Raw genomic sequence first — 20,910 nt, forward strand, 5'->3', positions numbered from 1 at the left:
AGACGGCGGGCAAGGACATCACTCACCCATGACCACGCCCTCACGACGCGGGTCGGCGCCACCGTACAAGGTGCCGTCCTCCAGCTTCATGATGGCTTGCAGGCCACTGGTCAACTCTCGCTCACTCACCTGATGTTCGCGCCCACGCAGTGCCTCGGCGGTCTCCTCCGAGAATCGTCCCTCCTCCAGGTAGACATCGCCTCCCAAGGTGATGGCATGAGGCAGATCCAGCGCTTCCTGAGCATCGAGCCCCCAGTCACGCATGGCCACCAGGCTTCTGGCCGTGTAATGAATGATCGCTGCGCCACCTGGCGAGCCCAGGCTGGCCACCAGCTCACCGCTTTCCAGATCGAAGACCAGCGTCGGGCTCATGCTGGAACGGGGACGTTTGCCGGGCTCAACGCGGTTGGCCACGGGGAGGCCTTCGCTTTCCGGCTCGAAGGCGAAATCGGTCAGCTCGTTATTGAGCAGATAGCCCCCTGCCAGCCCCGTGCCCCCGTCTGCCAGGATACGTGACCCAAAGGCTTGCTCGATGGTCGTGGTCATGGCCAGCGCATTGCCATCGCCGTCCACGATGCTGATGTGGCTGGTGCCATACTCAGGCTGTTCGGGCTGGCTGGCAAAGCTCACTTCCAGCTCACCGGGGTTGCCAGGCTCGACGCTATCGCCCAGTGACGCTTCGCCCATCAGGCGACTACGCTGATTGAGGTATTCAGGGGCCAGCATCGTGCGCCAATCGCCTCCCGGCGCCTCGACAAAATCAGGATCACCGATGTAGCGACCTCGGTCGGCAAAGGCCAGCCGAGACGCTTCGAGGAACTGATGCAGCCAACCGCTACTGGGAGCACCATTATCCAGCGGTGCTTCGATCAACGGCTGCTGATCGAGAATACCGAGGATTTGCATGACGGTGATATGACCCGACGACGGCGGCGGGAAGCCACACACTTCCCACTCCTGCCAAGGCGTACAGATCGGCTCACGCTCCACCGGCTCATAGCCGCTGAGGTCGTCCAGGCTCATCTCGCCCGGACGCTGCGGATGGGACTGCACTCGGGCCACCAGATCCTCGGCAATCGCACCTTCGTGGAACGCGCTGCTGCCCTCTTCTGCCACTCGGCGCAAAATGGCGGCCAGCGCGGGATTGGTCAATGTGTCACCAACGGCCAGCGGCTCGCCTTGCTCATCGTAGTAGAACGCTCGGGCCAACGGGTCCTCGCGCAGCGCCGTATCGTTGGCCAGGCTGGTATGCAGCCGATGGCTGACGGCAAAGCCCTCTTCCGCCAGCGTAATGGCAGGGGTGAAAAGCTCTCGCCAGGCGAGTTGACCATGTTCGGCGTGGGCCTGCTCCAGCATACGCAGTACCCCCGGCACCCCCACAGAGAGACCGCTGGCCACCGCCTCCATGAACGGCAGCGGCTCGCCATCTTCCATGAACAGCTCACCGGTGGCCGCGGCAGGCGCGGTCTCGCGACCATCGAAGGCCTGCACATTGCTGCCGTCGTAGTGCATCAAGAAGGCGCCGCCGCCGATCCCACTGGACTGCGGCTCTACCAGGGTCAGCACCATTTGCACGGCCACCGCCGCATCGATGGCGTTGCCACCGGCCTTGAGCACTTGATAACCCGCGTCAGTGGCCAGCGGGTTCGCCGCAGCAACGGCAAAGGATTCAACGGCCCAACCGGGCTTCTCCTCATACCCTGAGCCTACTTCCGGCGACATCTCGGGGGCTTGGTAACTAAACCCCCAGCTCACCATAGGAACGAGTAGTAGGCCCGTCAGGGGGATTGCCCGTTTAGGCAGCATAATTTCTCTCCTTTTAACCAGGACACAGGCAGACATCGCACAGCGCCTCGGGGGCGCCGTCATCCAGAGCGGTGTTATCCAGAACAAAGCGTAGCCTATAAAACCCGTGCGCCCGGCACAATGGCCGGGCGCAAAATCAAACAGCAGGCTAACGAATGTCATGCCACTCAGGCGATACTCTCTCCGGCCAGCATGAACCAGGTTTCGAGGACCGCGTCCGGGTTCAGCGACACCGAGTCGATTCCTTGCTCCATCAGCCATTTGGCCAGGTCCGGGTGATCCGAAGGCCCCTGACCACAAATCCCCACGTACTTGCCTCGTGCCTTGCACGCCTGAATGGCCATGGCCAAAAGTTTTTTCACCGCCGGATTACGTTCATCGAACAGGTGGGCCACGATGCCCGAGTCACGATCCAGCCCAAGGGTCAACTGTGTCAGGTCGTTGGAGCCAATCGAGAAGCCGTCGAAATATTCGAGGAACTCGTCGGCCAACAGCGCATTGGCAGGCAGCTCGCACATCATGATGACCTTGAGGCCGTCAGGGTCGCTGCTGCCACCGCGCTTCAGGCCGTTGGCGGCCAGCAGCTCGACTACTTCACGGGCTTCATCCGTGGTGCGTACGAAAGGCACCATGATCTCGACATTGGTGAAGCCCATCTCTTCACGCACGCGCTTCAGCGCCCGACACTCCAGCTCGAAACAGGGGCGGAAGGCATCGGAAATGTAGCGAGAAGCGCCACGGAAGCCCAGCATGGGGTTCTCTTCACCTGGCTCGTACAGCTTGCCGCCTATCAGGTTCTCGTATTCGTTGGATTTGAAGTCCGAGAGGCGAACGATCACCCGCTGCGGATGAAACGCCGCCGCCAAGGTGGAAATCCCCTCCACCAGCTTGTCGACGTAGAAACTGACCGGGTCGGCGTACCCTGCCGTACGCAGGTCGATCACCTGCTGAAGGTCAACCGGCAGCGTTTGATAATCCAGCAGCGCCTTGGGATGCACACCAATCATGCGGTTGATGATGAACTCCAGACGCGCCAGCCCCACGCCCGCATGGGGAAGGCTGGCAAAGCCAAAGGCACGGTCCGGGTTGCCCACGTTCATCATGATCTTGAAGGGAATCTCCGGCATGGCATCGACGCTGGAGACGTTGCAATCGAAGGCCAGCAGGCCTTCATATACATGGCCGGTATCGCCCTCGGCACAGGAGACCGTCACGTCGCAGCCTTCCTGCAGCTGCGTGGTGGCATCTCCACACCCCACCACCGCGGGAATGCCCAGCTCACGGGCAATGATCGCCGCATGACAGGTACGCCCGCCCCGGTTGGTGACGATGGCCGATGCCCGCTTCATGATCGGCTCCCAGTCGGGGTCGGTCATGTCGGTGACCAGAATGTCACCCTCTTGAATCTTGTCCATCTCGTCAGGACTGAGCACGATCTTGACCGCACCACGACCAATGCGTTGCCCGATGGCCCGGCCAGTGATCAGCGTGCGGCCCTTTTCGCGCAGCTGGAAGCGCTCCAGCTTGCCGCCCTCCTGCTGGGAAACGACGGTTTCAGGACGTGCCTGCACGATGTACAGCTTGCCGTCATCGCCATCCAGCGCCCACTCGATATCCATGGGCCGCTGGTAATGCTGCTCGATGGTGACCGCCTGACGGGCGAGGTCCATGATCTGCTCGTCGTCGATACAGAAACGCCCGCGATCCTTGTAAGGCACGTCAACGGTTTCCACCGAACGACCTGCGCTGGCATCCTTGCCGTACACCATCTTGATCAGTTTCGACCCCAGGGTACGACGCAACACGGCCGGACGCCCGGCGGCCAGCGTGGGCTTGTGCACATAGAACTCGTCAGGGTTGACCGCCCCTTGCACTACGGTCTCGCCCAGCCCCCAGGAGGCGGTGACGAACACCGCGTCCCGGTAGCCGGACTCGGTGTCCAGGGTAAACATGACACCGGACGCACCGGTCTCGGAGCGCACCATTTTCTGCACACCGGCCGACAGGGCAACGTTCTCATGGGCATAGCCCCGATGGACGCGGTAGGAAATTGCGCGATCATTGAACAATGAGGCAAAGACTTCGTGAACCGCATGCTTGATGTTGGCCAGGCCTTCGATATTGAGGAAGGTTTCCTGCTGACCGGCGAACGATGCATCCGGCAGGTCTTCCGCCGTTGCCGAGCTGCGCACCGCAACCTTCAGGCCGGGGTGTTTTGCCTGCAACTGCTGGTACGCCTGCTCCAATGCCGCTTCGAAGGTGGGCGGCAACGGCGTCTCGATGATCCACTGGCGGATACGCTTGCCAGCCTCGGCCAGCGCCTTGACGTCGTCGACGTCGAGCCGTGCCAGGGTGTCGTTGATACGGTCGTTGAGGCCTTCGTGGGAGAGAAACTCGCGGTATGCATGGGCCGTAGTGGCGAAACCGCCGGGCACCGTGACACCCACACCGGCCAGGTTGGAGATCATTTCGCCAAGCGAGGCGTTCTTACCACCCACGCGTTCGACGTCCGCCATACCCAGCTGATCGAACCACAGAATGTACTCTTCCACGCAACCCCCTCACTCAGACATTGATGCAACCGTTGGGACGACACCCATTCACGCTGTCACCCTAGCATCGCGGCCCCCTATTCGCCATTGGTCTAACAGCGCAGGGAGTGGAGGATTTTTACAACAACGGCCGGAAACACGGCGTTTATGTAGTCAGGACAGGACGCAGACCTGTTTGCGCGAGCACAATTGCGAGCCCAATCGCAAGTACCCTGCACACGCAAACCCTGCTCACGAAAACCCCCTGCACTCGAAAACGTTGTACTGCCATGGCGCACGGCACACAATGAGCGTTCGTAAATCAGTTGGATGAGGGTGGCGGACAGACTATGAAACGAACAGCCTTTTTTATTTCCGATGGCACGGGGATCACGGCAGAAAGCCTGGGGCGCAGCCTGTTGGCGCAGTTCAGTGACGTGGACATCAACATGATCACCAAGCCCTACATCGACACGTTGGAAAAGGCTCAGGCCGTCGCCGAAATCATCGAGTCCACCGCGATGCGCGACGGTGTTCGCCCCATCATCATCGACACCATCGTCGACCAGCAGATCCGCAACGTCATCCGACAGGCCTCCGGCTTCAAGGTCGATATCTTCTCGACGTTTCTGGAACCGCTGGAGCAAGAGCTGGGAACGCACTCTTCCTATAGCGTGGGGCGCACCCACTCCATAGGCAGCGACGATGTCTACATGGACCGTATCCACTCGGTGCATTTTGCACTGGATAACGATGACGGTGCCCGCACCCATCAATACGACAAGGCAGACATCATTCTGGTGGGGGTATCTCGCTGCGGTAAAACGCCGACGTCCTTGTACTTGGCGCTTCAATTCGGCATTCGCGCGGCCAACTATCCGCTGACCGAGGACGACTTGGATGAAGATGGCCACTTGAAATTGCCGAAAGCGCTGGCACCGCACCGGCACAAGCTGTTCGGCTTGACCATCGATGCTCGGCGACTGGCGGCCATTCGCAACGAGCGTCGCCCCAACAGCCGCTACAGCTCCATGGATCAGTGCCTGCAGGAAGTCGAGCAGGCCGAATCGCTCTACCGCAGCATGAACATTCCTTTCATCGACACCACACGCTTCTCCGTGGAGGAGATCTCCACCCGCATGATTGCCGAAACCGGCCTGGCAAGACGTTTCTCGCCCCGCTAGGCCAGTGCTTTACATGCCCTTGGGCGCAAAAATCCCCGGGGCATTCCGCCAGTAGCCTTTGTAGTCCATGCCGAAACCGAAGACGTAGCGGTCGGCGACTTCCAGACTGCAGTAATCGGCCTTCAGGCCAGGCACCGCTTTGCGGTCGTGCTGCTTGTCCACCAGGACGGCAGTGGTCACGCTGGCAGCCTGGGCTTCCTTGCAGTACGCCAGGATGGCCGCCAGGGTGGCGCCTTCATCGAGAATATCGTCGACGATCACCACATGCCGACCCGCCATGGGGACTTCCGGAGAGACCCGCCAGAACAGCTCGCCGCCGCGCAGTTCATTGCGGTAGCGGGTAGCGTGCAGGTAGTCCACTTCCAGAGGGAAACCCAGACGCGTCAGCAGATGACCGGTGGTGATCAACCCCCCGTTCATGACGCAGTAGAAAACCGGCAGCTTATCGCCCAGGTCTCGGGTAATCTCTTCCGCCATACGGTCCAGCGCACGCTCGACCTGCTCCTGTGAAATCAAGCAGTCGGCGTTGTCCATCAACTCGCGCATGGAGTCCAGCGACTCCAGCGCCTCTTTATCCAATTTGGACATCGAGCCTCTCCAAAACAGTCTATGGGTCAATTAGCTGGCGTCAGCGACCAGCGCTTCCAGCCTGGCGTGGGTCTTGCGCCAACGGCCCAGCGCGGCCAGTGCTTCCAGCTGCGGTCGCGCGCGACCATAACGCAGCTTGGCGGGCCGCTTGTTGAATACGTCATGACAGGCCTGCACCACTTCCAGCGCAGCCTCACGGTCGTTGCAGATCAGCAGCATGTCGCAGCCCGCTGCCAGGGCAGCCTTGGCACGCTCGGCGGGGCCACCCGCCTCATGAGCCCCCGCCATGCTCAGGTCATCCGAGAAGATGCAGCCTTTGAAGCCCAGCGACTCACGCAGCATGCCTAGCCAACTGGGCGAAAAACCGGCCGGACGCGAATCGAAGGCAGAGTAGACGATATGGGCGGGCATGACGCCGTTGAGCAGCGTGGCAAGCTGGCTGAAGGGCACCAGGTCGTGCTCCTTGATGGCCGAGAGCGGACGCTCATCGACAGGGAGGGCGGTGTGCGAATCGGCCCCCACGCCGCCGTGGCCGGGAAAGTGCTTGCCCACAGCTGCCATTCCCGCCTCATGCAATCCGTGCACGAAGGCTTGCCCCAGCAAGGCGACGTGCTGAGGGTCTCGGCTGAAGCTGCGCTCCCCGATCACGCTGGAAATACCGCTGTCCACGTCCAGCACGGGGGCAAAGCTGATGTCCAGGCCACAGGCGGCCATTTCCATGCCCAGCAGCCAGCCGGTATCTTTGGCCAGCGCCAGCCCTACCGACTGATCATGGGCAAACACGTCGCCAATCCGAGCCATGGGCGGCAGGCGCGTCACGCCTTGCCGGATACGCTGGACCCGACCGCCCTCTTGGTCGACGGCCAATAGCAGGTCGCCGCGCACACGACGAATGCTGTCACACAGCTCCCGCACTTGGGTGGCGCTTTCCACGTTACGAGCAAACAGAATCACGCCACCTACCGCGGGATTCTTCAGCAGGCGCTTGTCTTCCTTGGTCAGGGTCTGGCCTTCCAGGTCGAGCATGACCGGGCCTAAAGGTTGAGTCATCGTACTGGGTCCAGGAAAAAGGGCGTCATTCTAGACCACCCGTGTGATCTTTCAAAATGTGGAGTATGCCAGCGGGGAAAACGTCAATGCAGCCATACTGGCGTACCCGGCACAGCCCGTTTGAAAAGCCAGAGCAGGTCGGGATTACGTAGACGCACACAGCCGTGAGAAGCAGCAAGGCCCATGGGCTGGTCAGGGGGAGTACCGTGCAGGTAGATGTAGCGACGCTGGGAATCGACACAGCCGCCGCGATTGATACCGCGCTCCAGGCCACATAGCCACAGTATGCGGGTCAAGATCCAGTCGCGCTCGGGGAATTCGACCGCCAAATCGGCAGAGTAGACCTCTCCGGTCCAACGACGCCCCCGAAAGACCGCATCCTCGGGTTGCCCATCGCCAATCGCTGCTCGAATGTAGTGCCAACCCAACGGAGTACGTCCACTGCCCTCTTCTTGCCCTACGCCGGCCTTGCCCGTCGAAATGGCGCATTCGTGCTCTAACGCGCTCCCCTGCCACCAGCGCAGGCGTTGGGCCTCGGTGTCGATTTCCATCCAGCCACCTTCAACGGGCGGCAGGTCAGCCAATCTGGGCGTGTGCATGGGGCTTCTCATCCACGGTTGCTGCGGGCAACGGCATCGGCGCGCTCATGGCCGCCACCACGACGGGGCGCAGACGTCGGATCAAGTCGCGTACCGTTACCTGCTCTTGATAATCCTTGGCGGCGATATCGCGCAGTGCATCCAGGCCAGACAGAGTGAAAATCACCGTGCCCAGCATGAAGTGCAGCCGCCAGAAACGCTCGGCATCTGGCAGCTCGGGGGTCGCCCGGCGCACCAGCTCCGTGAAGCGCGTGAAGACATCGCCATACTGCTGCTGAATGTAGCGACGCAGGTGTCCTTGCGCCTGGCTGTAAGCCAGCCCCAGCAGCCGCATGAACACTTTCAGGCTATGCCGCTCGGCAGGCACGGCCAGCACGGTGGTGGCCATGGTTTCCAGCAGCACCTCCAGAGGAATGGCCTGGCCTTCGTAGCGCGCTTCCAGCTCGTCGAGCGCAGTATGGAAGCGTTCGGAGAACGGGTCCAGGTAACGGGCAAATACCGCCTGTATCAGCGCTTTCTTCGACCCGAAGTGATAATTGACGGCAGCAAGGTTGACCCGCGCTTTGCTGGTGATATTGCGCAGTGATGTTTCGGCAAACCCCCGCTCTGCAAAGAGCACCTCTGCCGTATCCAAAATACGTGTGACCGTATCCGACTGGGCCATAGCGCCCTCCCAAAACAGGTGTTTAAAACATGGCGATCGCGTTGGCGAATAGTATGCCATTACCCCTGCTGGCTCAAACGATTATCCCGCTCAAGGTTCAGGCCGCGTCCCCGGTACGGATTGCAACTCATCATGTACTGGACAGAGCAACATACTGTATACTTAAACACATACTGATTTTACGGACATGTAGCGACTGTCTTTTCACTGTTTGGAGTCTGATATGTCACGCCCACTCACCGCACGCCAGCAGCATGTATATGATTTTATCGTGAAGACCATGGGCGAGCTTGGCTACCCCCCTACCCGCGCCGAAATCGCCAAGGCGCTGGGCTTTCGTTCCCCCAACGCCGCCGAAGAGCATCTGCGCGCTCTGGAGCGCAAAGGTGCCATTCGCATCATTCGCAATACGTCCCGCGGCATTCGCCTGCCCAACCAGGAACCGCTCGACGCCACGCCCCCGGCAGCCGAGCCTGCCAGCGCCGCCAACGATGCCACGCCCAACGGGCTGCCGGTCATTGGCGAAGTCGCGGCAGGCAGTCCCATTCTGGCAGCGGAGCATATCGACCGTTACTGCCCGCTCCCTGCAGAGTACTTCACCCCCAAGGCCGACTATCTGCTGCGAGTTCGCGGCCTGTCGATGAAGGACGTGGGCATTCTGGAAGGCGATCTGCTGGCGGTGCATCGTACCGACCGCGTGCGTGACGGTCAGATCGTCGTCGCGCGCCTGGAAGACGAAGTCACGGTCAAGCGTTTTAAACGCCAGGGGCATCACGTCACGCTGCTCGCCGAGAACGAAGACTTCGCCCCCATCGAAATCGACCTGAGAACTCAACAGCTGGATATCGAAGGCGTCGGGGTAGGCGTCATCCGAGGCGGGAACGGCCAGGCACTGGGCTAAAATACTGGGCCAGGGCACTGGACCAAGCCACCGCCTACTGCATATCGATGTAACGATGGTCGTTGAACGTGGCGACCCAGTGCGGGTGGTAGACCAGCAAGATACTCAGCAGCATGCCGGTGATGAAGGCTTCCGAGGGCATCAGCAAGGGTAAAAAGCGGGCATACTCCTGAGCCAGATAGATCGCTTCAGGGTCGGTGCCCGCCACCAGAATCAGCCCCACGGCCGCCAGCCCGCCTCCTAGCGTGGCCAGCGCAGCACCGAAAAAACCGCAGGCAAACAGAAACACCATCAGATTGTCCGGCAAGCGGCGATCCACGATACGCCATACCACCCCCGTGATCACGGCGGGCACCAGTCCCGTCACCAACACGTTGGGCCCCAACAGCTCCCAGGCATTGCGCCCGATCACCACCATCGCCACGTTGAGCAGCAGGTTGCTGATCAAGGCCAGGGGCACCTTGAACACCAATGTCATCAGCACCGTGAACACCAGATGCAGGGTCAACCAATCGACCGCCTGGGCCCGCAGCTGCCACATCAGCATCACGGCAAGCGTCGCGGCCATCCAGCGATGCTGCAAACCGGTATCTTCCAGCAGCGGCTGCCAGGGGCGCTGCCAAAGCACCCACCCCAGCGCACCTGCCGACACCAGCCAGGTAACCAGCAGTGCCCAGGTGGCCAGCACGCTTTGTGCAAAGGACATGGCGCCCCTCCCCGGTGGGCGAGTTAGCTGAACACGACGGTCTTGTTACCGTGAATCAATACGCGGTCTTCCAGATGCCAGCGCAGGCCGCGAGCCAGCACGGCTTTTTCCACATCACGGCCAAAGCGCACCAGGTCGGTGGGCGTGTGGCAGTGGCTTACCCGATGGATATCCTGCTCGATGATGGGCCCCGCATCCAGCTCTTCGGTCACGTAATGGCAGGTGGCACCGATCAGCTTGACGCCACGCTCGTAAGCCTGGTGGTAAGGCTTTGCCCCGGCAAAGGAGGGCAAGAAGCTGTGATGAATATTGATGACGCGTCCGGCATAGCGCTCGCACAACGAGGGGGGCAGTATCTGCATGTACCGCGCCAACACGACACAGTCGGCCCGTGCCGCATCGATCTGGGTTTGTACCTGCTCGAAAGCCGCCTGCTTGTTGGCCGGGTCCACCGGCACGTGATGATAAGGAATGCCGTACCACTCGGTGAGCGAACGCATGTCGTCATGATTGGAAATGACGCTGACGATATCGCAATCCAGCTCGCCTGCCTGCCAGCGATACAGCAGATCCACCAGGCAGTGGGATTCCCGCGACACCATCAACACCACGCGGCGGCGCTTCTGGGTGTCCACCAGTGACCACTGCATATCGAATTCGGCGGCGACGGGTTCGAACGCCGTGCGCAGCGCCTCGGCCGACATGCCCAATGAATCGGCGAGAATTTCGTAACGCATGAAAAAGCGACCCGTCTCCAGGTCGGAGTGCTGGCTGGCCTCGGTAATCGAGCCGCCCTGCTGGGCAATGAAGCTGGAAACACGCGCCACGATGCCCACCTGATCCGGGCACGACACAACTAAACGGTAATAATGAGACATCAATGAACACTCTTGCGTATGTAACGGCACGTTCGCCAGGGACTTACCTGCCGACAGGCAAGCCTCACCAGGCGCGCTAGTGTAACGCAAGCGCTGCGACCAAGCACTGTGGTGCAGTGCCGCGATGATTGTTACAGGCCCCTCCCTTCCCGTATAGTTAAGAGATTACTTCCCAGGCTTTTCATGACCGATGCATCCACCACGCGTTCAACTTCGTCCCCGTCGCCGCCCGCCCCTGCACCTGCTTCCGCTAGGTGGATGCGGTGAAATTGGAATGAATCTTACGCTGTATGGATACGACGATCAGTGGATCGCCGTCGATTGCGGCATGATGATTCGTCAGGATCTGCCCAACTCGCCGCTGCAGGTACCCAACACCGACACCCTGCAGACCCTCGGTATCACGCCTGCCGCGCTGTTCATCACCCATGGTCATGAAGACCACATCGGCGCCGTGGCCTGGCTATGGCCGCGCTGGGGCTGCCCCATTTTTGCCACCCCGCTGGCAGCGGGCCTGCTGCGCCACAAGTTTGCCGAACACCAGCTCAGCAGCGCTGCCATCGAAATCATCGAACCCGGCGATGCAGTTGAGCGCGGGCCCTTTACCCTGCGTTACTTGAGTGTCACCCACTCCATACCTGAAAGCTGCGCCATCATGATGCAGGCAGGCGACTATCGGGTTCTGCACACAGGTGACTGGAAACTGGACCCGGAGCCGCTCATCGGCGCGCCGGTGAATGCCGCCCATTTCCGCGCGCTGGCCCCTCTGGACCTGGTGGTGGGTGACTCCACCAACGCCCCCATGCCAGGGCAGTCGGCCAGCGAAGGCGATGTCGCCAAGGCACTGGCCAGCACCCTTGCGAAGTGCAAGGGGCGCGTCGTGGTGTCGTGTTTCGCCAGCAACCTGGCGAGGGTTCTGGCCATCGGGCGTGCCGCACAAGCCTGCGGACGCCGCGTCAGCTTGATGGGCCGCTCCATGGAGCGCATGGTGAGCGTGGCCAGAGGGTTGGGCTACCTGGACGATTTTCCGGCACTGGTACCGCCCCACGATCTTGGCTATTTACCCCCCGAAGAAGTCGTGATCATTGCCACGGGCAGTCAGGGTGAGCCACGCGCTGCGCTTCAACGACTGGCGCAACGCCGTCATCCCTTCGTCGACCTGGAGCCCGGTGACAGCGTCATTTTTTCCGCCAAGGCCATCCCGGGCAATGAGCGCCCCATCGAACAGCTTAAAAAACGTTTGTTACAGCTGGGTGTCGATCTCTTCGATGAAAACAATCATCCCGAGCTGCATGCCACGGGACACCCAGCCCAGGAGGAGCTGAAAAAGCTCTATCAATGGGTGCGCCCCAAGGCCCTGCTACCCGTGCATGGTGAAGCGCGTCATCAGCAGGCTCATCAGGCACTCGCCGAGCAGCTAGGCATCAGTGCCCCCCTTACGCCCGTCAATGGCGACCTGATCCTGCTGGACAATCAGGGCCTGCGCCTGGAAACGCGCCATCCACAGCCGCCCTGCATCGTCGATCAAAACAGCGTAAGGCCCCACCCTGGCCTCGAACATCAGTCGTCTGGTTCACGGCGCGGCAGCCTGTTTCTGGCGCTACCGGTCACCGCCACCGAGACCGGCTGGTGGCGCATCGGGCGGATGATGCTGGATACCACGGGGGCCAGCCCGCTGGATGAGGAGAGTTTCAGCGATTGGCTGGACGAGCAGTTGGAAGAGATCGAGGCCGAGACCCTGGCAGACTTGCGCCAGGCGCTGCAACCGCGCCTGATGCACTGGCTGGCCAACCACCTTCAGCACATGCCTGAGGTGCACCTGCAGATCATGGCCGCCGACATGCCCACCGAAGAGGAACTGGACCAACAGTAGTCCCTTTCCAGGTCAGCAGGCTGAAGAGCAGCTCACGACCAGCGCTCGGCATCCTGCTGATCGGTTTTGCGCTCCTTGACCCAATACGTCCCCTGGCGTGCGCGCTCCTTTTTCCAGAACGGCGCCTGGGTCTTGAGATAGTCCATGACGAAGTCGCAGGCCAGGAAGGCATCCCGGCGATGGGCACTGGCGACCAGCACGCGAACGATAGGGTCACCTGGCGCCAAATCTCCCACCCGATGAATGATGCGCACCGCCTGGAGCGACCAGCGTTGCCAGGCCTGCTCGGCGATCTCCATCAGGCTGCGCTCGGTCATTCCGGGGTAATGCTCCAGCGTCAAGCCCAGTACATCGGGCGACTCGTTGAAGTCGCGCACCAGCCCGGTAAAGCTGACCACCGCGCCGATATCCGTGCGACCCCGAAGCGCCTGCTCGTAGCCATGCGCCATGGAGAAGCTGTCCTCGGTGACCTCGACCACGAGCGCTTTATGCGGATGCTCAAGCAGCGCCATGGCTTAGCCTCCCGTGACCGGTGGGAAGAACGCCACTTCGTCATCGTCGGTAATGCGCGAACTGTCGCTGGCCATGACCTGGTTGATGGCACATAACGTACGCTGATCGGACAACAGCGCATAGCGCGCATCCTGAGCGCTGAGCGCCGCCTTCAGGCCCGCGACGTTGCGGCTCGGCAAACGATCCAGATCCACCGACACATCGCTTTCCCCGACCCGCTCGCGCAGCTCGGCCAGAAACTTGACCCGCACGCAGGGAGATGAGCAACGCTCCCCAAGGCTTACTTCCCCCGATGCCCCTTCGCCGGTCACGATGGGCGCGGGCATCAGGCGCTGGTAATCTCCCCGGCTACCCCCCTGCTTGCTCTCCAACTGCACGGCTTCGATACGCATCTCTTTATCGACGGCCTTGCACATGTCATATAGCGTCAGGCATGCCACGGACACGGCCGTCAGGGCCTCCATCTCTACCCCCGTCCGGCCATTCAGGCGGCACAGCGCCGTAACGTTGACCCAACCGTTGTCGTGGTCGATCTCGAAGTCCACCGACACCTTGGAAAGCGCCAAGGCGTGGCACAGCGGTATCAGCTCATGGGTACGCTTGGCCGCTTGAATACCGGCGATGCGCGCCGTGGCCAGCACATCACCCTTGGGCAAGGCACCGTCCGTCAGCAGCTGAAGCGTCTGAGCGCTCATCACGATTCGTCCAGAGGCGACGGCCTCTCGGCGTGTCTCAGCCTTGTCGCCAACATCGACCATGTTGGCTTCGCCTTGGGCATTGAGGTGGGTTAACTGCATCGTGTCACCTTTTGCTATCAATCAGAGAGTGGCGCTGCTCGGCAGCCCAGTCGAACACCCAGCGGGCAATACCATCAATGTCGTCGAGGTTCAGCCGCATCACATCCTCACGCAGAGGCACAGGCGCCGCGCCACTCAGCGCAACGCCCACCCCATGCGGGTCATCGAGGATGTGCGCATCACCAATGCCCTCTCGGTAGAGCACCAGCTTGGCGATGGGCCAGGCTTTGAAACCTTCGACGATGACCAGGTCAGGTGCATGCGGTGCCATGAGCGAAAGCAGATACGCCAGATCCGGCTCTTCCTCTGTCGGCAGATCCATCATCAGTGCCAGACGGCGACTCGATGCCACCAGCATCGGGGCCGCTCCGGCCTTGCGCAACTGGTAACTATCCTTGCCAGGCTGATCCACCTCGAACTGGTGATGGGCATGCTTGATCACCGCCACCGACAGGCCAAGTGCTCGCAGCCGAGGCAGCAGCTGTTCGAGCAGTGTGGTCTTTCCCGTCCCGCTCCACGCGGCGACGCCCAGCACCGGAAACGCACAGTTTGGTGGCTCTTTCATGGCATACCTCGTCAACTGAGCGACTATTCGCCTTCTTTCTCTGCAGGCAACAGCCAGTTTAACGCAATGCCCACCAAGGCTGCCAAACTTACGCCCTGCAAGGTGAATTGACCACCCCCGAACTGCATGCCGCCAATGCCGAAGACCAGAATCAGCGACACCACCACCAGATTACGCGCCGCCGTCAGCGACTGCCCTGCGCGCACCAGGGTATTCATGCCCACCACGGCAATCGAGCCAAACAGCAGAGTCATGATGCCGCCCATCACCGGACCGGGAATGGTTTGCAGCAAGGCACCCAGCTTGCCGACGAATGCCAGCACGATGGCCAGCACGGCGGCAATCACCATGTATTTCGGGTTGAACGCCTTGGTCAGCGTCACCGCGCCGGTCACTTCGGAATAAGTGGTATTGGGCGGACCACCGAACAGCGCCGCCGTGGTAGTAGCCAGGCCGTCACCCAGCAGCGTGCGATGCAGGCCGGGTTTTTCCAGGTAGTTCTTGCGAGTCACCGAACCAATCGCCACCATGTCGCCGATATGCTCCACAGCGGGGGCGATCGCCACCGGAATCATGAACAGAATTGCGGCCCAGTGAAAACTGGGGGCAGTGAAATTGGGCACCGACAGCCAGGCCGCTTCCCTGACCGGGGCAAAATCGACCACCCCCATCAGCAGGGCCAGTACGTAGCCCACCGCAATACCGCCCATGATGGGCACCAGACGCAGCAAGCCACGCCCGAAGACGGCCAGCACCAGGGTCACCAACAGGCTGGCCATGGAGAGAAAGATCGCCGCACCGTAACCAATGTTGTCACTGGTTTCACCCGTGGCCATGCTGACCGCCACTGGCGCCAGAGCAAGACCAATGACCATGATGACCGGCCCCACCACCACCGGTGGCAACAAGCGGTGCAACCAGGCCGTGCCTTTCAGTCGAACGGCCTGTGAAATGGCCACGTATACCAACCCGGCGGCCATCAGCCCGCCCATGGTGGCAGAGACTCCAAAGCTGGCAATCGACCCCTGAATGGGGGCAATGAAAGCGAAGGAAGAAGCCAAAAAGACCGGCACCGTCTGGCGCGTAATGCCGTGGAAAACGAGCGTGCCCACCCCAGCGGTAAACAAGGCCACGCTGGGGTCCAAGCCCGTCAGCAGCGGCACCAGCACCAAGGCACCAAACGCGACGAACAGCATTTGTCCGCCGGTCAGCAGTAGTTTAGGCCACGACTCTTGTGCACTATTCGTTGTCATTGCACCACTCCAGGAAGGTCTATCGTAGATAACGGAGGCAAAAAAATGCCCCCAACGCGGCGCGTAAGGGGCTGTATGTCACGGAGCGCTTAACGCGTTCCGAAAATCTTGTCGCCGGCATCTCCCAAGCCGGGGACGATGTAGCCATTCTCATCGAGTCGGTCATCTACCGACGCGGTGTAGATTTCTACATCAGGATAAGCATCTTGCACCCGTTTGATCCCTTCAGGGGCAGCCACCAGCACGATCACTTTCATGTGTTCACAACCGCGCTCACGCAGCATGTCCAGTGTCGCCACCATGGAACCACCGGTCGCCAGCATGGGGTCGATGACGATGGCCATACGCTCTTCGATATCGTTGGCAAACTTGGCGAAGTATGGCACCGGCTGCAGCGTTTCCTCATCACGATAAAGGCCTACCACGCTAACCCGCGCACTGGGGATGAGGTCGGTCACGCCTTCCAGCATCCCCAGGCCTGCGCGCAGGATAGGCACGATGGTCACCTTCTTACCCTTGAGGCGCTGTGTCGCGATAGGCTCACCGTTCCATCCCTGAATCTCGTGATTTTCAAGCTCCAGACCCTTGGTCGCTTCGTAGGTCAGCAGCTTGGCCACCTCACCCGCCAATTCACGAAAGCTTTTCGTGCTCAGGTCAGCTTCACGCATGAGTCCCAGTTTATGCTGAACAAGCGGATGGTTAATGGCGTACACACTCATGGGACTTCCTCACTACAGGGGATTCGGGATGGCAATCAGGATCGCATCGACACGCGATCAAAATTGCGCGCCATTCTACCCGCAACTGACCATCAGGTTAAGGCTTTTCCGGCAATTGCCACGTAATAGGCGTACGGCCCTGCTGCTGGAGGAACTGATTTGCCTTGGAAAAATGGTGATTACCGAAGAAACCACGGTGTGCCGACAGTGGCGAAGGATGTGGCGACTCCAGTACCAAATGGCGCTGGGTATCGATCAGCGCTTTCTTCTGGCGGGCATGGCTGCCCCAGAGCAGAAACACACAGGGCTCGCCGTGCTGGCTGACGGTTTCGATGGCCCGGTCGGTGAACGACTCCCAGCCCTTGCCGCGATGCGACGCTGCATTGCCCTGCTCCACGGTCAGCGCAGTGTTCAGCAACAACACGCCCTGCTTGGCCCAGGGTTCCAGGAAGCCATGGCGCACCGGTGTAAAACCTACGTCCGCCGCCAACTCTTTATAGATGTTGACCAGCGACGGCGGCACCGGCACCCCTGGCTGCACCGAAAAACACAGGCCATGTGCCTGGTTGGGGCCGTGGTAGGGGTCCTGACCGAGAATGACCACCTTGACCGAGGCCAGCGGGGTCAGCTCGAACGCACGAAACCAGTGGGACGAATGAGGATAAATGACCTTCTTGGCCGCTTTTTCCTGAGCCAGAAAGGCTTTCAAGGCCGACATGTAGTCGGCCTTGAACTCTTGCCCCAGCCACTGTTGCCAGTCATTGGGTAGCGGAGTCGACATGTTACTTCTTCATCTGGTCGGCGAGAGGCTCGACATAGGCAATGCCCATGTCCCAGGGGAACTGAATCCAGCACTGCTGTGCCACTTCGGTCAGGTACTGATCCACCAGCGGCCGACCTTCGGGCTTGGCGTAGATGGTCACGAAATGCGCCTTGGGCAGCATTTCACGCACCGCACGCGCCGTCTTGCCGGTGTCGACCAGATCATCCACCAGCAGCCAGCCTTCGCCGTCGTGGTCGACACCCTTCATGATGTCCAGGCCACCCTGGTTCATGTGGTCGTAGCTCTTGATGCAGATCGTGTCGATCAGGCGGATGTTGAGTTCACGGGCAATCAGCGCCGCAGGAATCAATCCGCCTCGGGTAATCGCCACGATCCCCTTGAAGTCACGTTCGATCAGCAAATGGCACAGCTGACGAACGTCACGATGAATCTGATCCCAGGAGACGGTGAAGTGTTGGTGGTAGCGTTCGCTGCTCATGGGGCGTTACTCGTCTTCATTAAAGGAACAGACCGCGAATACGCTATAGCCCGCATCGCGAATTTTGGTAGAGCCACCCAGTTCAGGCAGGTCGATGATCGTTGCCGTCTCGACGACCTGGCCGCCGCAGCGCTGAATGAGGTTGGCCGCTGCCAGCATGGTACCGCCGGTGGCAATCAGATCATCCATCAACAAAATACGGTCATTCTGCTGAAAAGCGTCGGCGTGCAGCTCGACTTCCGAATGACCATACTCCAGCGTATAGGTCTCGCTGATCGTCTTGAACGGCAGCTTGCCCTTCTTGCGCACCGGCACGAAGCTGCAGCCCAGCTCATAGGCCAACGGGGCGCCAATAATGAAGCCACGAGCGTCAATCGCCGCGATGGCATCCAGGTTCATCTCCTGGTAGCGGTGCACGAAGCTATCGATCAGCTTGCGAAAGGCAGCGCTGTTTTGCAGCAGCGGAGTGATGTCACGGAAGTTCACTCCTTGCTCTGGCCAGTCAGGAACCGTGCGAATAACGGACTTAATGTAATCGCCGTAGATGCTCATCGCGTCTCTCATTGATTAGTCAAAATGCGGGCAGTTAGCCCAGGAACAGGAATTTTGCTGCAAACAGCAGCGCCAGCACGACCACTGCCGGATTCAGGTCGCTGAACCGGCCTGACAGGGTCTTGATGGCAACGTAGCTGATGAAGCCCAGGGCAATACCCTCGGCAATCGAGAAGGTCAGCGGCATGGCCAGCGCAGCGATCAGCACCGGCGCGGCGTCTGTGGGGTCTTCCCAGTTGGCATGCGCCAGGCTACCCGCCATGAGCACCGCCACGTACAGCAGAGCGCCCGCCGTGGCATAGGCCGGAATGGAACCCGCCAGCGGCGCAAAGAACAGGCTGATCAAAAACAGTACGCCAACGACCACCGCCGTCAGACCGGTACGGCCGCCCGAGGCAATGCCCGCTGTCGACTCGATGTAACTGGTCGTGGTGGAAGTACCCAGCGCAGCACCGGCCATGGACGCCGTGCTATCGGCCATCATGGCACGACCAATGCGCGGCAACTTGCCATCCTTGTCCAGCAGCTTGCCACGGTGCGCCACGCCCACCAGCGTACCCGAGGTGTCGAACAGGTCCACGAACAGGAACGCAAAAATCACGCTCAGCATGGCCACGTCCAGCGCACCCATCAGATCCATGGCCATGAACGTCGGCGCGATGGAAGGCGGCATGGACATGATCCCGCCATACTGGTTGTGGCCCAGCACCATGGCCATGACGGTCACACCCAGAATACCGATCATCACCGCACCGGTCACGCGCAGGTAGGCCAGCGCGGTAATCACGAAAAAGCCCAACAAGGCGTAAATGGCCGGCGGCTGGGACAGGTCGCCCAGCGCCACGTAGGTCGCCGGATTGGACACCACGATGCCCGCATTTTTCAGGGCGATCATCGCCAGGAACAGGCCGATACCCGCCGCAATGCCCAATCGCAGCGACAGCGGAATCGAGTTGATGATCCACTCACGAATTTTGAAGATACTCAGCAGGAAGAAGGTCAGGCCCGAGAAGAATACCGCCCCCAGCGCGGCCTCCCAGGTGTAGCCCATTCCCAGCACGACACCATAGGTAAAGAAGGCGTTCAAACCCATCCCCGGCGCCTGGGCAATGGGGTAGTTGGCCCATAGTCCCATCACGAAACAGCCAATGGCCGCCGCCAGACACGTCGCCACGAACACGGCACCGTAATCCATGCCGGCTTCGGAAAGAATGCTCGGGTTGACGAAGATGATATAGGCCATCGTAAGGAACGTGGTGACCCCTGCAATCACCTCGGTTTTTACGTTGGTCTTCTGCTCGGCGAGCTTGAAGTAGTTGTCCAGAAATTTCATGTCGTTTTTATCCTTCGCGCTTACGCTGGATGCGTCCCTTGGTGCGAGAAAAGCCGCACATACTACCGAAAGGCACTGCGCGATGCGAGTACCCCGTGTGCAGCGAATGAAAGGGGCGATAGCGCCCCTATCTTATGATTAGCAAACTTCAGGCCATAAGCTAACCGATTGGTCAACACTGGCCGATAATTTTCTACAGCCGACTCGCCAGCACCCGCTCCACGGTCTCCACGATGACCTGGGTTTGCGGGTCGATCTCGATATTGACCCAGTCCCCGACCAGTCGCTCCTTGAGCATGGTGCGCGACAGCGTTTCGGGAATCAGGTTGACGCTGAACTCCACCCCTTCCCCAGCGCCAGCCGGCCGTACGTCCCCCACGGTCAAGCTGATACCATCCACGCCAATGTAGCCTTTCTCGAACACGAACTTGGCCATCGAGGGGGGCAGCAAAAACCACAGCCGACGATTGTTGGGGGCTTCCTCGATGGTCACGACCTTGGCCATACAGATGACGTGCCCGGACATGGAGTGCCCGCCAATTTCATCACCAAAACGGGCTGCACGCTCTATATTGACGCATTGCCCCACCTCGATTGCACCAAGATTAGTCAATCGCAGCGTTTCACGCATCAAATCAAAGCTGACCTTCTCACCTTCGATGCGCGTGACGGTCAAACAGACCCCGTTATGTGCTACCGACGCACCAATTTCCAGCCCCTCACGCAGCTCTTCGGGCAGCGCCACCACGTGGGTACGAAACGCCTCCAGCTCCAGCACTTCGACGACTTCGGCGATACCTTGCACAATACCGGTGAACATGGACTTTCCCTCTGTTGATTCGCCAGCGAACTGGCTCAAGCTGTAAAAATTTCCGCAAGCTTACACCCTATGCCCCAACCTTGTGCAGTGCAGGCCCGGCAAGTGCTTGAACAGCGTGTTTTTTGCTGTCCAACGCAGCCTGAAAAGGCTCAATTCAGAACCAAAAACTAAAAACAAGTCCTAAAAAAGCGGAAAACTCTGTATAAGCACGCTTAAGGAACCGCTGATCAATTCGTCTCTGAGCGGCTAAAGCACTCTGGGCGGCATATTCACCGCGTCAACGGTCACTTTCTGGCCACGGAAGGTGGCCTTTTTA

At 60.3% G+C, this 20,910-nt stretch carries 21 protein-coding genes; 3 read left to right on the forward strand and 18 right to left on the reverse strand.

The annotated features are described in order from the left end of the window. Positions 1 to 18: 18 nt before the first annotated feature. Positions 19 to 1,806, reverse strand: coding sequence for a gamma-glutamyltransferase (ggt, locus tag IE091_RS15285; RefSeq protein ID WP_189464041.1), 1,788 nt, complete (start codon positions 1,804 to 1,806; stop codon positions 19 to 21). 167 nt (positions 1,807 to 1,973) lie between these two features. Then, a complete protein-coding gene (gene ppsA, locus IE091_RS15290) occupies positions 1,974 to 4,358 on the reverse strand; it encodes a phosphoenolpyruvate synthase (RefSeq protein WP_189464042.1) in 2,385 nt (794 codons plus the stop codon). Between the two features lie 329 nt (positions 4,359 to 4,687). On the opposite strand from ppsA, the gene ppsR reads away from it, so the two are divergent. Next, positions 4,688 to 5,521 (forward strand): posphoenolpyruvate synthetase regulatory kinase/phosphorylase PpsR, encoded by an 834-nt coding sequence (ppsR, locus tag IE091_RS15295; RefSeq protein ID WP_016913992.1) that lies wholly within the window; start codon positions 4,688 to 4,690, stop codon positions 5,519 to 5,521. 9 nt (positions 5,522 to 5,530) lie between these two features. Here ppsR and IE091_RS15300 read toward each other — a convergent pair whose 3' ends face one another. The 4 genes from IE091_RS15300 to IE091_RS15315 all read right to left on the reverse strand — a co-directional run bounded on the left by IE091_RS15300 (position 5,531) and on the right by IE091_RS15315 (position 8,422). Further along, the gene (locus IE091_RS15300) at positions 5,531 to 6,109 is read right to left on the reverse strand and encodes a hypoxanthine-guanine phosphoribosyltransferase (RefSeq protein WP_096922894.1); all 579 of its coding nucleotides are present in this window, start codon (positions 6,107 to 6,109) and stop codon (positions 5,531 to 5,533) included. Positions 6,110 to 6,139: 30 nt separating this feature from the next. Next, positions 6,140 to 7,159, reverse strand: coding sequence for a beta-N-acetylhexosaminidase (gene nagZ, locus IE091_RS15305; RefSeq protein WP_039182183.1), 1,020 nt, complete (start codon positions 7,157 to 7,159; stop codon positions 6,140 to 6,142). An 83-nt stretch (positions 7,160 to 7,242) separates the two neighbouring features. Further along, a complete protein-coding gene (locus IE091_RS15310) occupies positions 7,243 to 7,758 on the reverse strand; it encodes a L,D-transpeptidase (protein WP_189464043.1) in 516 nt (171 codons plus the stop codon). Then, entirely contained in the window at positions 7,736 to 8,422 is a 687-nt protein-coding gene (locus IE091_RS15315; RefSeq protein ID WP_039182189.1) for a TetR/AcrR family transcriptional regulator, read from the reverse strand. Before IE091_RS15315 ends, IE091_RS15310 begins: the two co-directional genes overlap by 23 nt. Before the next feature lie 223 nt (positions 8,423 to 8,645). Between IE091_RS15315 and lexA the strand changes: the two genes are divergently transcribed. Then, on the forward strand, positions 8,646 to 9,323 hold the full coding sequence (lexA, locus tag IE091_RS15320) for a transcriptional repressor LexA (RefSeq protein ID WP_039182192.1): 678 nt from the start codon (positions 8,646 to 8,648) through the stop codon (positions 9,321 to 9,323). A 34-nt stretch (positions 9,324 to 9,357) separates the two neighbouring features. Here the strand turns inward: lexA and IE091_RS15325 are convergent, their stop codons facing one another. Continuing rightward, positions 9,358 to 10,029: an energy-coupling factor ABC transporter permease gene (locus tag IE091_RS15325; RefSeq protein WP_189464044.1), complete on the reverse strand. Its 672-nt coding sequence runs from the start codon at positions 10,027 to 10,029 to the stop codon at positions 9,358 to 9,360. A gap of 23 nt (positions 10,030 to 10,052) precedes the next feature. Then, positions 10,053 to 10,907 (reverse strand): formyltetrahydrofolate deformylase, encoded by an 855-nt coding sequence (purU, locus tag IE091_RS15330; RefSeq protein ID WP_189464045.1) that lies wholly within the window; start codon positions 10,905 to 10,907, stop codon positions 10,053 to 10,055. A 274-nt stretch (positions 10,908 to 11,181) separates the two neighbouring features. Between purU and IE091_RS15335 the strand changes: the two genes are divergently transcribed. Next, entirely contained in the window at positions 11,182 to 12,780 is a 1,599-nt protein-coding gene (locus IE091_RS15335) for a ribonuclease J (protein ID WP_189464046.1), read from the forward strand. A gap of 32 nt (positions 12,781 to 12,812) precedes the next feature. Here the strand turns inward: IE091_RS15335 and moaE are convergent, their stop codons facing one another. The 10 genes from moaE to IE091_RS15385 all read right to left on the reverse strand — a co-directional run bounded on the left by moaE (position 12,813) and on the right by IE091_RS15385 (position 20,594). Beyond that, positions 12,813 to 13,292 (reverse strand): molybdopterin synthase catalytic subunit MoaE, encoded by a 480-nt coding sequence (gene moaE, locus IE091_RS15340; RefSeq protein WP_096922888.1) that lies wholly within the window; start codon positions 13,290 to 13,292, stop codon positions 12,813 to 12,815. A gap of 3 nt (positions 13,293 to 13,295) precedes the next feature. Continuing rightward, on the reverse strand, positions 13,296 to 14,090 hold the full coding sequence (moaC, locus tag IE091_RS15345; protein ID WP_039182206.1) for a cyclic pyranopterin monophosphate synthase MoaC: 795 nt from the start codon (positions 14,088 to 14,090) through the stop codon (positions 13,296 to 13,298). 4 nt (positions 14,091 to 14,094) lie between these two features. After that, positions 14,095 to 14,655, reverse strand: coding sequence for a molybdopterin-guanine dinucleotide biosynthesis protein B (gene mobB / locus IE091_RS15350; RefSeq protein ID WP_189464047.1), 561 nt, complete (start codon positions 14,653 to 14,655; stop codon positions 14,095 to 14,097). Positions 14,656 to 14,678: 23 nt separating this feature from the next. Beyond that, complete coding sequence (locus IE091_RS15355) at positions 14,679 to 15,908, reverse strand: uracil-xanthine permease family protein (RefSeq protein ID WP_039182211.1); 1,230 nt, start codon at positions 15,906 to 15,908, stop codon at positions 14,679 to 14,681. Positions 15,909 to 15,997: 89 nt separating this feature from the next. Next, a complete protein-coding gene (upp, locus tag IE091_RS15360) occupies positions 15,998 to 16,627 on the reverse strand; it encodes a uracil phosphoribosyltransferase (RefSeq protein ID WP_039182214.1) in 630 nt (209 codons plus the stop codon). 97 nt (positions 16,628 to 16,724) lie between these two features. Continuing rightward, complete coding sequence (gene ung / locus IE091_RS15365; protein WP_189464048.1) at positions 16,725 to 17,408, reverse strand: uracil-DNA glycosylase; 684 nt, start codon at positions 17,406 to 17,408, stop codon at positions 16,725 to 16,727. 1 nt (position 17,409) lies between these two features. Further along, positions 17,410 to 17,889 (reverse strand): xanthine phosphoribosyltransferase, encoded by a 480-nt coding sequence (gene gpt, locus IE091_RS15370; RefSeq protein WP_016914007.1) that lies wholly within the window; start codon positions 17,887 to 17,889, stop codon positions 17,410 to 17,412. A 6-nt stretch (positions 17,890 to 17,895) separates the two neighbouring features. Beyond that, on the reverse strand, positions 17,896 to 18,441 hold the full coding sequence (locus IE091_RS15375; RefSeq protein WP_039182221.1) for an adenine phosphoribosyltransferase: 546 nt from the start codon (positions 18,439 to 18,441) through the stop codon (positions 17,896 to 17,898). A 34-nt stretch (positions 18,442 to 18,475) separates the two neighbouring features. Continuing rightward, on the reverse strand, positions 18,476 to 19,774 hold the full coding sequence (locus IE091_RS15380) for an NCS2 family permease (protein ID WP_039182223.1): 1,299 nt from the start codon (positions 19,772 to 19,774) through the stop codon (positions 18,476 to 18,478). A 193-nt stretch (positions 19,775 to 19,967) separates the two neighbouring features. Beyond that, positions 19,968 to 20,594 carry a riboflavin synthase gene (locus IE091_RS15385; protein ID WP_039182228.1) on the reverse strand — a complete coding sequence of 209 codons (627 nt, stop codon included), beginning with the start codon at positions 20,592 to 20,594 and terminating at the stop codon, positions 19,968 to 19,970. Positions 20,595 to 20,910: the final 316 nt, after the last annotated feature.

The sequence above is a fragment of the Vreelandella hamiltonii genome (assembly GCF_014651775.1).
GTDB lineage: Bacteria > Pseudomonadota > Gammaproteobacteria > Pseudomonadales > Halomonadaceae > Vreelandella > Vreelandella hamiltonii.

Excerpts from the sequence above, each read along its gene's own strand:
- ggt (WP_189464041.1), bottom strand. The coding sequence starts at position 1,806 with ATGCTGCCTAAACGGGCAATCCCCCTGACGGGCCTACTACTCGTTCCT.
- ppsR (WP_016913992.1), top strand. The coding sequence starts at position 4,688 with ATGAAACGAACAGCCTTTTTTATTTCCGATGGCACGGGGATCACGGCA.
- IE091_RS15300 (WP_096922894.1), bottom strand. The coding sequence starts at position 6,109 with ATGTCCAAATTGGATAAAGAGGCGCTGGAGTCGCTGGACTCCATGCGC.
- nagZ (WP_039182183.1), bottom strand. The coding sequence starts at position 7,159 with ATGACTCAACCTTTAGGCCCGGTCATGCTCGACCTGGAAGGCCAGACC.
- IE091_RS15310 (WP_189464043.1), bottom strand. The coding sequence starts at position 7,758 with ATGCACACGCCCAGATTGGCTGACCTGCCGCCCGTTGAAGGTGGCTGG.
- IE091_RS15315 (WP_039182189.1), bottom strand. The coding sequence starts at position 8,422 with ATGGCCCAGTCGGATACGGTCACACGTATTTTGGATACGGCAGAGGTG.
- lexA (WP_039182192.1), top strand. The coding sequence starts at position 8,646 with ATGTCACGCCCACTCACCGCACGCCAGCAGCATGTATATGATTTTATC.
- IE091_RS15325 (WP_189464044.1), bottom strand. The coding sequence starts at position 10,029 with ATGTCCTTTGCACAAAGCGTGCTGGCCACCTGGGCACTGCTGGTTACC.
- purU (WP_189464045.1), bottom strand. The coding sequence starts at position 10,907 with ATGTCTCATTATTACCGTTTAGTTGTGTCGTGCCCGGATCAGGTGGGC.
- IE091_RS15335 (WP_189464046.1), top strand. The coding sequence starts at position 11,182 with ATGAATCTTACGCTGTATGGATACGACGATCAGTGGATCGCCGTCGAT.
- moaE (WP_096922888.1), bottom strand. The coding sequence starts at position 13,292 with ATGGCGCTGCTTGAGCATCCGCATAAAGCGCTCGTGGTCGAGGTCACC.
- moaC (WP_039182206.1), bottom strand. The coding sequence starts at position 14,090 with ATGCAGTTAACCCACCTCAATGCCCAAGGCGAAGCCAACATGGTCGAT.
- mobB (WP_189464047.1), bottom strand. The coding sequence starts at position 14,655 with ATGAAAGAGCCACCAAACTGTGCGTTTCCGGTGCTGGGCGTCGCCGCG.
- IE091_RS15355 (WP_039182211.1), bottom strand. The coding sequence starts at position 15,908 with ATGACAACGAATAGTGCACAAGAGTCGTGGCCTAAACTACTGCTGACC.
- upp (WP_039182214.1), bottom strand. The coding sequence starts at position 16,627 with ATGAGTGTGTACGCCATTAACCATCCGCTTGTTCAGCATAAACTGGGA.
- ung (WP_189464048.1), bottom strand. The coding sequence starts at position 17,408 with ATGTCGACTCCGCTACCCAATGACTGGCAACAGTGGCTGGGGCAAGAG.
- gpt (WP_016914007.1), bottom strand. The coding sequence starts at position 17,889 with ATGAGCAGCGAACGCTACCACCAACACTTCACCGTCTCCTGGGATCAG.
- IE091_RS15375 (WP_039182221.1), bottom strand. The coding sequence starts at position 18,441 with ATGAGCATCTACGGCGATTACATTAAGTCCGTTATTCGCACGGTTCCT.
- IE091_RS15380 (WP_039182223.1), bottom strand. The coding sequence starts at position 19,774 with ATGAAATTTCTGGACAACTACTTCAAGCTCGCCGAGCAGAAGACCAAC.
- IE091_RS15385 (WP_039182228.1), bottom strand. The coding sequence starts at position 20,594 with ATGTTCACCGGTATTGTGCAAGGTATCGCCGAAGTCGTCGAAGTGCTG.